Genomic DNA, 13,455 nt, shown 5'->3' on the forward strand with positions numbered 1-13,455 from the left:
TAAATTTTATTAGAAGTAGACATTACTATTGGTAACGATGGTAATCATTGTCTAACTCATATAAAACGAGAAAAGGGTCATTCGTATCTTGTTTTTACTTATTTGAGAATTTGTAATACATCTTACTGATGGCCCTTTTGCTTATTAAGGGAACAAATTACATACAGAAAGGAATTAGTCAATGTTAAGTATTAAAAACTTATCAAAAGTATATTCTGGAGGAAAAAAAGCTGTAGATAATATCTCTTTAGATATTGAGGCTGGGGAATTTATTGCCTTTATTGGTACAAGTGGTAGTGGTAAAACGACTGCCTTAAGAATGATTAATCGCATGATCGAATCAACAGAAGGACAAATTAAAATAAACGGCAAAGATATTAATAAAATGAATGGCGTTGAATTACGTCGTAGTATTGGATACGTGATTCAACAAATCGGTCTTATGCCACATATGACTATTAAAGATAACATCGTACTCGTACCTAAGTTATTAAAATGGTCTCAAGAGAAAAAAGATGCAAAAGCAAAAGAATTAATTAAATTAGTAGATTTACCGGAAGAGTTTTTAGATAGATATCCATCTCAATTATCTGGTGGCCAACAACAACGTATTGGTGTAGTGAGAGCTTTAGCTGCCGAACAAGATATTATTTTAATGGATGAACCATTTGGCGCACTAGACCCAATTACACGTGATACATTACAAGATTTAGTTAAAGAATTACAACAAAAGTTAGGTAAAACATTTATCTTTGTTACACATGATATGGATGAAGCGATTAAATTAGCAGATAAAATTTGTATTATGTCTGAAGGTAAAATCATACAATTTGATACACCTGATAATATTTTACGTAATCCTGCTAATGATTTCGTGCGTGACTTTATTGGTCAAAACAGATTAATTCAAGATCGACCTAATATGAAATCAGTTAAAGAGGCGATGATTAAACCGGTAACAGTAAATGTTGATCGCACATTAAATGACGCTGTTGAAATCATGCGTAATAGACGTGTTGATACAATCTTTGTTGTGGGTGAAAAGAATCGTTTATTAGGCTATCTTGATATTGAAGATATTAACCAAGGTTTAAGAAACAATAAAGAACTTATCGACATGATGCAACGTGATATATACAGAGTGCGTATAGATAGTAAATTACAGGATTCGGTACGTACTATTTTGAAAAGAAATGTGCGTAATGTTCCTGTAGTAGATGAAGATAATCATACACTAATAGGGCTTGTTACAAGAGCAAACTTAGTAGATATTGTATATGACAGTTTGTGGGGCGATTTAGCTTCAGAAGAAGATAGAGATGCAATTATTGAGCCTACTGATGTGGGAGCTGATAATCAATGATGGATTTTCTAGCTAAAAACGGCAGTCAGTTGGTTTCTAAAACGATAGAACACTTTTATATTTCTATAATAGCTTTACTGATTGCAATAGTAGTTGCTGTTCCTATAGGCATTTTGTTATCAAAATTAAAACGTACTTCGAATATCGTTTTAACGATTGCCGGTGTACTACAAACAATACCAACGTTAGCAGTATTGGCAATTATGATTCCGATATTTGGTGTAGGGAAAACACCAGCTATCGTGGCACTATTTATCTATGTACTATTACCGATTTTAAATAATACAGTTCTTGGTGTACAAAACATCGATAAAAATTTAAAAGAAGCTGGCACAAGTATGGGTATGACACGTTTTCAATTAATGAAAGATGTCGAATTGCCATTAGCATTACCACTTATTTTAGGTGGCATACGTTTATCCTCAGTTTACGTAATTAGTTGGGCGACATTAGCAAGTTATGTAGGTGCTGGAGGATTAGGCGACTTTGTATTTAATGGATTAAATCTTTATGATCCATTGATGATTGTAAGTGCGGCTGTGTTAGTTACAGCATTAGCATTATTTGTAGATTTTATTCTGTCTTTAATAGAAAAATGGGCAGTTCCAAAAGGGTTAAAAGTATCTAGATAATTGAAGGAGGACATTATGAAACACGTAAAAAGCAAATTGTTTATTATCGTCATATGTCTAGTTTTATTATCTGGATGTGGCTTACCTGGATTGGGAGATAGTAAGTCTAATGATGACGTGAAAATTACTGCAGTTGCGACTAGTGAATCTCAAATCATGGCGCACATGGTGAGGTTACAAATTGAACATGATACAAAAGGCAAAATACAGCCAACTTTAATTAATAATTTAGGTTCCAGTACCATCCAACATAGTGCATTAGTTAATGGAGATGCTAATATTTCTGGGGCACGTTACACAGGTACGGATTTGACTGGCGCATTGAATGAAGATCCTATAAAGGATCCTAAAAAAGCGATGAAAGTTACACAAGAAGGTTTCCAAAAGAAATTTCATCAAAAATTCTTTAATTCATACGGCTTTGCTAATACGTATGCATTTATGGTAACGAGGGAAACGGCTAAAAAATATAACTTAAAAACAGTTTCTGATTTAAAAAAATACCGTAATAAATTACGTTTAGGTGTCGATAGCTCATGGGCTAATCGTAAAGGTGACGGTTATCCAGGATTTACGAAAGAATATGGCTTTTCTTTCAAAACTGTAAGACCAATGCAAATTGGTTTAGTATACGATGCATTGCAATCGAAAAACTTAGATGTTGCTGTCGGTTATTCCACAGATGGACGTATTGCAGCTTATGACTTGAAAGTATTGAAAGATGATAGAAAATTCTTCCCTCCATACGACGCAAGTGCTGTTGTAACGGACAAATTATTGAAAAAACATCCAGAAATAAAGCCATCAATTGAAAAGTTAGAAAATAAAATTTCGACTAAACAAATGCAAGAATTAAACTATAAAGCCGACGGTAAAGGTCAAGAACCAGCAGTCGTGGCAGAAGAGTTTTTAAAGAAACATAATTACTTCGAAGATGATAAAAAGAAAGGTGGTCAATAAGCGATGAGTGGAAATTTATTACAGCAGTTAGTTGAATATTATTCTGTAAACTTTGGCTACCTATGGGAACTATTTATAAAACATTTGTTAATGTCTGTATATGGTGTGCTTTTCGCAGCAATCGTAGGTATTCCAATTGGAATATTTATAGCACGATATAGTAAATTATCATGGGTTATTATTTCAATAGCAAATATAATTCAAACTGTACCCGTTATTGCGATGCTAGCAATATTGATGCTTGTTATGGGATTAGGACCTACTACAGTAGTTGTTACAGTATTTTTATATGCGCTATTACCAATTATAAAAAATACTTATACTGGAATTAGTAGCGTCGATGTAAATATTAAAGATGCCGGTAAAGGGATGGGCATGACAAAAAACCAAGTATTAAGAATGATTGAATTACCACTTTCGGTGTCAGTTATCTTAGGTGGTTTACGTATTGCACTTGTTGTTGCGATAGGTGTTGTTGCCGTAGGTTCATTTATCGGAGCACCTACACTAGGCGATATCGTCATTCGTGGTACAAATGCTACTGATGGCACAACATTTATACTTGCCGGTGCGATTCCGATTGCTTTAATTGCTATCATTATTGATGTTGGTTTGAGATTATTAGAAAAACGTTTAGATCCATCAAATAAGAAAAGCAAAAAACAACCCACACCGACAACACAAGATTCAAACGCATAAAGGGAGTTGATTTATATGGCAGTTATGACGCTAAATTATAATTCTAAAACAATTGGCATGCATCAAAATATCACAATTATTTTACCTGAAGATGACAGTTATTTTGAGACAGATAAAGAAGCCAAACCATTAAAATGTTTAATGTTATTACACGGTTTATCAAGTGATGAAACAACTTATGTTCGTTACACAAGTATCGAAAGATATGCGAATGAACATCAATTGGCAATTGTTATGCCACGTGTTGATCATAGCGCTTATAGCAATATGGCTTTTGGCCATAATTATTATGATTATATATTAGAAGTTTATGATTATGTCCATCAAATATTGCCATTATCTAAAGATAGAGATGATAATTATATTGCAGGTCATTCTATGGGTGGTTATGGCACGATTAAATTTGCATTAAACGAGGGCGACAGATTTAGTAAAGCTTGTCCATTATCTGCCGTGTTTGATGTTAATCAATTATTAAATATTGATTGGTATGACTTTTCTCCACAAGCAATAGTAGGAAATCGGTCGGATATAACTGGTACAGATTTAGATGTGTATCATCTTGTCGATGAGGCAATTTCACAACAAAAATTGCTACCTGAACTATTGATAATGTGTGGTACAGAAGATTTTCTGTATGAAGATAACAAACAATTTATTCATTATTTAGACAAGCAAGGTGTACCATATCATTTCGAAGAAGACAGTGGTGAACATGATTATGCATACTGGGATAAGGCGATAAAACAAGTTATCGAATGGTGTGCCCAAGCTAATTAAATAACAACAACCTATCAGCATAACGCTGATAGGTTTTTTTAGAGTGTAAAATAGGTTGGACGGAGTTTAAAACGCAAAATATGTATTTTTATTAGAAAACTACTATTATTACACTTTGTATAAATAAATTATTTAAAGTTTTTAATGTTAAAGTTTTTCTTTTAGCTTTTTGTTTTTCAAAGTGTTACTCTTTTTAAATGGACTTTTTTAAAGTGAAGGAAAAAAACTTTGTTTTAATCAGTTCAGTGTAAAATTTATAGGTTATTTATTGCAATTTGAAATAGCGGTAGACTTTTTTAAAGTGTGAAAGGCATCGTGTTAGAAAGGTGTATAACTATTTTAAATAAGGACGAAGTGGTAAGTAACTTTAGGAGGAAACATGTAATGGATACATCTCGAACCTTTAAAGGAGATAATCGACTTCTTTTAGGTATATTTTTAGCAGTTATTACATTTTGGTTATTTGCCCAATCATTAGTTAATATCGTACCTGATTTGCACAAATCATATAGTACAAATGACGGTATTATTAGTACGGCGGTTAGCATAACAGCCTTATTGTGTGGGTTGTTTGTGGTTGGTGCTGGTGGTTTAGCAGATAGATACGGCAGAATGAAAATGATGTATATCGGTTTAATTCTTAACATTATTGGCTCAATATTAATAGTGATACCTGGTAACGGCCTAGCCGCATTGTTAGTGATAGGTAGAGGTGTACAAGGATTATCTGCTGCCTTTATTATGCCTGCTACGTTAGCCGTAATTAACGAATATTATATCGGTAAAGATCGTCAGAGAGCATTGACTTATTGGTCAATAGCATCGTGGGGCGGTGGCGGCATAACTTCATTTTTCGGTGGCATTATGGCTACTTATTTAGGATGGCGCTCAATTTTTATCGTATCAATTGTTGTCACAATAATTGCAATGATTTTAATTAAACACACGCCTGAAACAAGAGCCCCATTAACAGAAAAAGCTAAAAAAGCTAAATTTGATTTTAGTGGATTAGTGATATTAATTATTGCAATGTTAAGTATTAATTTAATTATTACGCAATCATCACATTTTGGTATTACCTCACCATTAATTCTAAGTTTAATTGCGCTATTTATCATCGGCATCATAGCTTTTATTATTGTAGAACAGAAACTTGTGAATCCGCTCATCGATTTCAGAGTCTTTAAGCATAAAGGATATAGTGGCGCAACAATCTCTAACTTTATGCTTAATGCAGTAGCAGGTACACTTATTGTAGCGAACACGTATTTCCAATCTGGATTACATTTCACTTCATTTCAATCTGGTGCAATGTCTATCACTTATTTAATTTCAGTGCTTGTTATGATTCCTGTTGGTGAAAAGATAATGCAAGCAATCGGTCCTAAAAAACCTATGTTATGGGGAGCTGCATTAAATGCACTTGGCATTATCTTAATTTCGCTTACTTTTTTATCATCTACGTTTTATATCATAATATGTATAATTGGTTATTTACTATATGGTATAGGACTAGGAATATACGCTACTCCTTCAACGGATACAGCTGTTACGACAGCTCCAGAAGATAAAGTAGGCGTAGCCTCAGGTATTTATAAAATGGCATCTTCGCTAGGAAATTCTTTTGGTGTAGCAATTTCTGCCACTGTATTTAGTGTGATGACGGCGCATTATAATATACATCTTGGCGCTATGTATGGATTTTTCTTTGATGCATTGCTAGCTGTATTAGGCTTTATTGCAGTCTTAGTCTTTGTCCCTAAAAATCAAAGTAATATTTAAATAATCAAGAGTTTAAGTAATAAATATGAGTATGCACTGTTAAAGATGTAGTCATTTTTATATTACTTAAACTCTTTTTGCTTTTGTTTGCTATATGATTAATGAAAATACTATACTGATATAAAAGCGTTTTCAAAGGGGTGAATGAAGCTATGGGATTACTATGGCAAACATATGAGGATAGGGAACAATTATTAAAGGAACTTGTTAATCAAGAAACGATTACAAATTCACCAGGAGAGTTAATATTTCCTAAACTCGTAGAGCAAAAATTATTGAAATTAGACTATTTTCAACAGCATAAAGAACATATTACAGTAGCTAAGACAGAAGATAATAAAGAACTCGTTACTGCGCTTTATAAAGGACCGACAGCAACGAAAACTGTGGTCTTAATTAGTCACTTCGATACAGTAGGGATTGATGACTTTACTACGTATAAAGATGCTGCATGTAATCCAGATCAATTAACACAACTTTTCACTGAAAATAGAGGCAATTTAAGTGATGCTGCTGTCGAGGATTTACAATCTGGGGATTATTTATTCGGTCGAGGCATCATGGATATGAAAGCAGGATTAATGCTACAATTATCATTAATTGAAAAAGCGAGTACTGAACAATGGGACGTAAATTTATTGCTAGTTACTGTTCCAGATGAAGAGGTGAATTCTTCAGGCATGCGTAAAGCAGTTGAAGTCATCGAACAATACCAACAAGATTTCAATCTTGATATTGCATTACATTTAAATAGTGAGCCTACTTTCCAACAAGAATCAGGTGATCCAAGCCATTCCGTTTATAGTGGTTCTATAGGGAAAATAATGCCTGGGGTGCTATGCTATGGTATCGAAACACATGTTGGTAATCCACTGAATGGTTTAAGTTCAAATTATATGAATAGTTATATTACACAAGCTATTGAATATAATCGCCAATTTAAAGAACAATATGAAGGCGAGTTTACACCTGTGCCGGTAGCGATAGTAAATAAAGATATTAAAGAAACGTATGATGTGCAAACACCATTTAGAACGTTCGCATTATATAATATGTTTTTATTCAATAAAACGCCACAAGCGCTATATCGCCAATTTTTAGACGTGGTTATTAAAGCCGTTGAACGATGTGAGAGTGATTGGCTGAATATTTTAGAACAGGAAAATTTACAATTTGATTCTAAAATTAATGTGCTTACATATGAACAATTAAAACAATACGCAGTCGAACAATATGGAGAAGATTATATTGAGCATCTCATTGATGAGGTTTTAAAAAATACACCTGAATTACATTTGCAAAGTGTTAACATAGCAGATGAATTAATGAAAATATGTCGTGATATTACACCAGCTGTAGTGACTTTTTTCGCGCCACCATATTATCCAGCTGTCAATTCTTCACAAGAACCAATCGTCAATGATATTATCAAAACTGTTACTGAAATTAATAATAAACAGTTTAAACGGGCGACACATCGTATTAATTATTTTAATGGTATTAGTGATTCAAGTTATTTAAACTTAAATGCAAGTGTAGAAAAAATGGAAGTATATGCAAATAATACGCCAAGCTTTAATCATACTTACCATATCCCATTTGATACGATTAAAAATATTAGCGCACCAGTTATATTATGTGGCCCTAGAGGAAATGATGCACATAAGGTAAGCGAGCGTTTAAACAAGACGAGCGCATTTACTGAATTGCCTATTGTTTTGGAATCAATTATAAAACAATATTTCTGTAAATAACTGTGAAAAAAATATTAATTAAGGTATATTTATTATGAGATGAATTTATGGAGTGTTGTATATGATTAATGCATACAAAGACTTTTGGAAAAGGTATGTAGATTTTACTAATAAATCTAACAGACAAGAATTTTGGATACCGGTGCTAACGCATATCATTATCATTTTTGTCGTAGCAATTATCGGAATGGTTGCGTTCATAGCGGGTTCTTTTGTTATCGGTGCAGTATTGTCTGCAGTCGTTGGAATTTTTGCGTTGGCTAATATCATCCCAATGATTGCCTTAACAATGCGTAGATTTTATGATGCGGGACGTAAAAGAATGACGGCATTAATTTTAATTATATTATCACTTGTCTTAGATGTTTCTTTTGATATTGTGCAAGTCAATGGTGTAGCTATATTTTTTAATGTAGTGACGTTCATTTGTACTATTATATTAATAGTCATTGCCTTACTTCCATCGAAGCAGCTAGCAGAAGATGAACTGAAATGGCTATAACAATAAATACAGCGTAAAAAAGCACCTTAACTCACTTTACTAGTGGGTTAGGGTGCTTTTATTAGTTGTCGTGTTCTGTGCGGTAATAATCCATTCTAATTTCATGATAAGTCTTACCAAAAAATACGGGTGCAGTATCATCTGTTTTTTTGAATCCAACTTGTTCATAAAAATGAATAGCATTTTCATTTTCTTCAACCACCCATAACGTCACATTGTCTGGATATGATAGCTCGAGGGCGCGTTGAGTTAATGCGAAACCAATCATATGACTTTGATATTCTTCGAGTAAATATAACGCGAATATTTCACTCCAATCGTCATTATCATTTTGTTTTTCAGTTTTACCAAATGAAATAAATCCGACTACTTCATTATTGGTAATTGCAACAAGTGTAGGTGCGTTTTGAGAAGAAGATTCTTTTATAAAATGATGCTTATCTAGATTTTCTAAATAATTATCTACTGAGAGCGGTGTGTATGTTTCAATCCAACTTTCATAATGGACTATGGCTTTTCCGTGCTTATCTTCTTCTCGCATTTCTCTAATCGTAAACTCCATAACCAGCCCCTCCTCATTTGTTAAATTGATACAATTATAGCATTTTTATATTAATATAAAAATTAAAAGAACTGTAAACAAAGTTTGTAAAAATATAACTAATTTATAATATAAAAACCTCTACTACGTAGCTTGATAATGTTAAAAGCTTCATAGTAGAGGTGTGTTAAATATTAATGTGAAGACATGACGATTTCATTATAGTTAATATTTTCGCGAATTTGAGTTGCGACTTTATCGTCGATTTTCTGTTGTTCTATCAATTGATCTAAAAATTGTCGTTGTAAATATAGACCTTCTAATTTTTGAGCCGAAGTTTGAGTCGGAATGAGACCTTTTTTAATTTTACTCTTGTTTCTAATACCTGATAAACGCTGTTGATACGTGTTTAGAACGATACTTACTTCTAAGTAATTATCTTCATTTTGTTCTTGTTTCAAACGTTTGATAACTTGATGATTGATAGTACGTGTAACGTTTTTAACTTCCTGATAATGCGACTTGAATTGTTCGATTTGATTATCATCGCTATGACGTTTAGCTCGGAAACGTAAAATTAAAATTTTAATCACGGTTTTAATTTTATGTGTGCTTGATGCTTCTCTAAATTGACGCGTGTTTTCAAGCAACGCGCGATAGTTTAGTAATGTTTGTCTGTCTAACTTATCTTGATCTATCAGTTGTTCTAACGTTTCAGTTTCTACCTGACTCGCAATTTGCTCTAAACGTTGTACTTCTTGGCTGTTTTTATTAGTAGGATCTAAATTTAATAAGAAGAATAACTCCTCATAATAATCGGATAGAATAGCTTGGTAATTTTGATTATTTTGTTCTTTAGATAATTTTTTAAAATGAAAAATAACTTTTTGAACAATGAATACTTTTGCAGTTTGATAACTCATAGATGTCGAAATAGATTTGGTTTCTGACGGTGTAATGAGTGGTAATACGATTTGAGCTAACACTAAACTAATTAACACCATAAGTGATGCTATAAAGAGTAAGTCGTTTTTGTAATGAAATGGTGTATGATTCGCTAACAACGTTGGTAAAGTCAATGCCATCGAGAGCGAAATAGTACCGTGAATACCACACATTGTCATTGTAAATGCATATTGAAGACGATTAACTGGTCGTTCTTCACCGTCATCTAAATACGATTGAATATTATTTGGATAATAAAATACTTTATATAAAGCAAAGACCCAAATAAACCGGAATGCATAGATTGCCAATGCAATGAGTAGTGTAGTGATAATTAAAAATGAAATATTATCTCGCTCGTGAGCGATAATTTCTGAAACTACTTTAGGCACGATGTAGCCTAAAACAACAAAGACGAAACCGTTAAGTGCATAACTTAAAGTATTCCATATTTGATTGTAGTTCATCTGTAATTCGGTTTGTGCACGAATTAAACGGTCACGCTCGAAACCATGTATCAAACCAGCGATAACTACTGCGATAATACCTGATGCATGAAATTCTTCAGCTATTAAATATGTAGCAAAAGGTGTTAATAATTGGATGAAAATAAGCGTGTTACTATCTTTTAAAGATTTAGTCGTAGTTAAGTATATTCTCAAGCGTATGATAGCAAAGCCAATAATTAATCCTATGAGTACACCTAATATAGTTGAAATCACAAATTGTTCAACTGCATGAATGGCAGAGAATGCACCGGTAACGAGTGCCGTTACAGCGATTTTAAATGAGATAATACCTGCAGCGTCATTAAGTAAAGATTCGCCTTCTAAAATCGTAATTGACCCTTTAGGTAAAATTTTCCCTTTCGTAATAGCTTGAACAGCAACTGCATCGGTAGGGCATAATATTGCGGCGATAGCAAAAGCTGCTGGCATAGGTAAGTTTGGCCAAATCCAATGTATGAAAAAGCCAACGCCAATAACGGTAGCAAAAACTAACGCCATTGCCATTAAAATAATGGGCTTACGATATTCTAATAATTTAGTACGTGAAACGTGTGTACCCTCCACAAATAATAATGGGGCGATAACTGCCATCATAAATACTTCTGAATTAAATTCGAAATGTACGGGAATGGGTAGAACAAATAAACAAACGCCTAGAGCGATTTGAATAAAAGCCATTGGAATTTTTTCGAATTTATTATGTATAATTGAACTGACAATAACGGCCATTATAAAAATTAAAAAAGCTTCTAATAATAACATAAATACTCCCTTATTAAATTTAGTACCTTTTATTTTATCATGATGAACGTAAGAATAAACGAAATAGTGTTTATTATAATTAAATTGAAAAAATAATGTAGTTATCATGTAATAATGGGCTAATTAATAATAAAAATAAAGCGTGTATGGCATAATTAACAAGATATAAACAATAGAAGAGGGATTTAGATGAAAATAGGTGTAATAGCTGATTTACATATTGATAGAGGAAATAAGTATTCACCTGAAGACTTTGAATTTTATGTGATAAAAACGGCTCAAAATAAAAATATAGAATTATTGCTGATAGCAGGTGATATTTCAAATAATTATCAAATGACTGCGGGCTATATAAAAAAACTTAAGCAGTCACTAAACATTCCTGTATTATTTATTCCTGGTAATCATGATTTTTGGACGGATAATACTGATCTAGCATCTTTAGAAATTCTAGATTTTTATTTGAACATGGATGAATGTTTAATTAATAAACCATACGAGATCAACGATGAATGGGCGATTGTAGGTAATACGGCTTGGTATGATTATAGCTATGGTGATAATAAATTTTCTGAAGAACGCTTAGCGCAACGTAAATATTACGGAGCTACGTGGCAAGACAAAGAAAAAATCGATTGGCCGTTGAATGACCAATCGATGTCCGATTTAGCGTTAAAACAAACCGAAAAAGATTTAGCTAAGGTAAAAGATAAAAAAATAATATTAATGACGCATATTGTTACGCATAGTCAATTTGTTGTACCAACGCCTCATCGTATATTTGACTACTTTAACGCTTTTATAGGGACATCGAAGTTTGATAGGTTATATAACACATATCCTATCAAATACAGCATCATGGGCCATGTCCATTTTCGTAAAAGTATAGAAGAAGCGGGTATTACTTATATTTGTCCTTGTCTCGGTTATGAACGACAATGGCGTACAAAGGATTTACAGACCGAACTTGAAAATACGTTAGTGACCCTTACAGTTTAAGTTTAATATTTAATAATTTTTTAGATAAAAACTCATTTTACCAGGCGCATTATAACTCGTTTCCATTTTATCTTTGCTTATTTTTAATATTTGACGGCGTGTTGGTACGATGGCGGGAAGATAAATCTTTTGGAAAACATTTAACCACAGTGGATCGATATAATAGTAGTTTGCCTCATCATAACCTACTAAAACTGTTGTATGAATATTGGAAACTAATTTGGTTGGAATATTATCAAATTTAAATACGCGTGACACTGGCTTTTGACCTAAAACCGTATGATATATGACAACAGGTTGGCCTTGATCTATAACTTTTGTTAATTCAGTTAAAGATTTACCTGTACTATCTATGATGTTAGGATTGTAATGCTTTAAGTAGGGTACGATAGCACTTGGAAATATTGTTTGATGATGGCCTAATTTGATGGAAAAATGATGGCCGACATAACCTTTGTGTGGATTGTTATCATGTTTAGGCCAATGGCGCATTAATTTCAAAGGTGCAATATTGGTATGGTTATGTCTTAATATCATTGAGGCACACACACCTTCACACCCCATTATAATCGGAATAGGACATAATTGACTTAGTGGTTTGACATTGAGCAATTTTCGCATAATTAGGCACTCCATTATTGTATAAAATAATTTGTTATAAATATTATAGCGCTTGTAATAAGAAAATTATTATAAAATGCTTTGTAAAAGTAATCAAGCATTATACTTTTAAAGTGAAAAGGTGATAATGATGCACTATCGTGTAGAAGAAAAAACAAGTATTTTAGTATCTGGCTATTTACGTGAATATCAATCTGGTAAAGAAGCACAAGAGAATATTTATCGTTTTTGGTTAGATTTTAACGAAGATAATAACGGTCAATATTTAATGGGATTAAAAAATAATCAATTAGATGGGCTAGTAGGGTTGTGTATACCGCGACAATCTGGAGCCATGGATTATTTGATTGGTGTATCAGTCGATAAAGCAATCAGTGGATGCGAAACAATCGAACTCCCAACAACGAAATATATTGTATTTGAAGCGGTAGGGAAAGTACCTGAATCAATACATCATGCAATGGAAGAAATACATCAACAATTATTACCTAAATTGAACGTTACTTTAAAAAATGAACCTTTTTTTGAATTGTATCGTTCTGGAGATACAGAAGCAGATCATTATGTAACTGAATTATGGTTTGCAATTGAATAACAAATAATCGC

13 protein-coding genes are annotated in these 13,455 nt (G+C 32.8%); 10 read left to right on the plus strand and 3 right to left on the minus strand.

Annotated elements, in window-relative coordinates:
• The first annotated feature begins 181 nt into the window (after window positions 1–181).
• The 8 genes from ISP08_RS02655 (at window position 182) to ISP08_RS02690 (ending at window position 8,472) form a co-directional block, all read left to right on the plus strand.
• A complete protein-coding gene (locus ISP08_RS02655) occupies window positions 182–1,363 on the plus strand; it encodes a betaine/proline/choline family ABC transporter ATP-binding protein (protein WP_048793132.1) in 1,182 nt (393 codons plus the stop codon).
• Window positions 1,360–1,995 carry an ABC transporter permease gene (locus tag ISP08_RS02660; protein WP_195719275.1) on the plus strand — a complete coding sequence of 212 codons (636 nt, stop codon included), beginning with the start codon at window positions 1,360–1,362 and terminating at the stop codon, window positions 1,993–1,995. The genes ISP08_RS02655 and ISP08_RS02660 overlap by 4 nt, the downstream gene beginning before the upstream one ends.
• Before the next feature lie 15 nt (window positions 1,996–2,010).
• A complete protein-coding gene (locus ISP08_RS02665; protein WP_195719276.1) occupies window positions 2,011–2,955 on the plus strand; it encodes an osmoprotectant ABC transporter substrate-binding protein in 945 nt (314 codons plus the stop codon).
• Window positions 2,956–2,958: 3 nt separating this feature from the next.
• Window positions 2,959–3,654 (plus strand): ABC transporter permease, encoded by a 696-nt coding sequence (locus ISP08_RS02670; protein ID WP_048793129.1) that lies wholly within the window; start codon window positions 2,959–2,961, stop codon window positions 3,652–3,654.
• Window positions 3,655–3,669: 15 nt separating this feature from the next.
• Window positions 3,670–4,434 (plus strand): alpha/beta hydrolase, encoded by a 765-nt coding sequence (locus ISP08_RS02675; protein ID WP_195719277.1) that lies wholly within the window; start codon window positions 3,670–3,672, stop codon window positions 4,432–4,434.
• Between the two features lie 384 nt (window positions 4,435–4,818).
• On the plus strand, window positions 4,819–6,216 hold the full coding sequence (locus tag ISP08_RS02680) for an MFS transporter (protein ID WP_195719278.1): 1,398 nt from the start codon (window positions 4,819–4,821) through the stop codon (window positions 6,214–6,216).
• Between the two features lie 152 nt (window positions 6,217–6,368).
• On the plus strand, window positions 6,369–7,970 hold the full coding sequence (locus tag ISP08_RS02685) for a M20/M25/M40 family metallo-hydrolase (protein WP_195719279.1): 1,602 nt from the start codon (window positions 6,369–6,371) through the stop codon (window positions 7,968–7,970).
• A 61-nt stretch (window positions 7,971–8,031) separates the two neighbouring features.
• Window positions 8,032–8,472 (plus strand): DUF805 domain-containing protein, encoded by a 441-nt coding sequence (locus tag ISP08_RS02690; RefSeq protein WP_195719280.1) that lies wholly within the window; start codon window positions 8,032–8,034, stop codon window positions 8,470–8,472.
• A gap of 61 nt (window positions 8,473–8,533) precedes the next feature.
• Here ISP08_RS02690 and ISP08_RS02695 read toward each other — a convergent pair whose 3' ends face one another.
• On the minus strand, window positions 8,534–9,034 hold the full coding sequence (locus ISP08_RS02695; RefSeq protein ID WP_195719281.1) for a GNAT family N-acetyltransferase: 501 nt from the start codon (window positions 9,032–9,034) through the stop codon (window positions 8,534–8,536).
• 173 nt (window positions 9,035–9,207) lie between these two features.
• A complete protein-coding gene (locus ISP08_RS02700) occupies window positions 9,208–11,229 on the minus strand; it encodes a cation:proton antiporter domain-containing protein (RefSeq protein ID WP_195719282.1) in 2,022 nt (673 codons plus the stop codon).
• Window positions 11,230–11,418: 189 nt separating this feature from the next.
• Between ISP08_RS02700 and ISP08_RS02705 the strand changes: the two genes are divergently transcribed.
• On the plus strand, window positions 11,419–12,228 hold the full coding sequence (locus ISP08_RS02705; RefSeq protein WP_195719283.1) for a metallophosphoesterase: 810 nt from the start codon (window positions 11,419–11,421) through the stop codon (window positions 12,226–12,228).
• A gap of 9 nt (window positions 12,229–12,237) precedes the next feature.
• On the opposite strand, the gene ISP08_RS02710 is transcribed toward ISP08_RS02705, so the two are convergent.
• Window positions 12,238–12,852 carry a C39 family peptidase gene (locus tag ISP08_RS02710; protein WP_195719379.1) on the minus strand — a complete coding sequence of 205 codons (615 nt, stop codon included), beginning with the start codon at window positions 12,850–12,852 and terminating at the stop codon, window positions 12,238–12,240.
• 124 nt (window positions 12,853–12,976) lie between these two features.
• Here ISP08_RS02710 and ISP08_RS02715 point away from each other — a divergent pair, with 124 nt between their 5' ends.
• Window positions 12,977–13,444 carry a GyrI-like domain-containing protein gene (locus ISP08_RS02715; protein ID WP_195719284.1) on the plus strand — a complete coding sequence of 156 codons (468 nt, stop codon included), beginning with the start codon at window positions 12,977–12,979 and terminating at the stop codon, window positions 13,442–13,444.
• Window positions 13,445–13,455 lie beyond the last annotated feature (11 nt).

It is taken from the genome of Staphylococcus lloydii, assembly GCF_015775975.1.
GTDB classification, from domain to species: domain Bacteria; phylum Bacillota; class Bacilli; order Staphylococcales; family Staphylococcaceae; genus Staphylococcus; species Staphylococcus lloydii.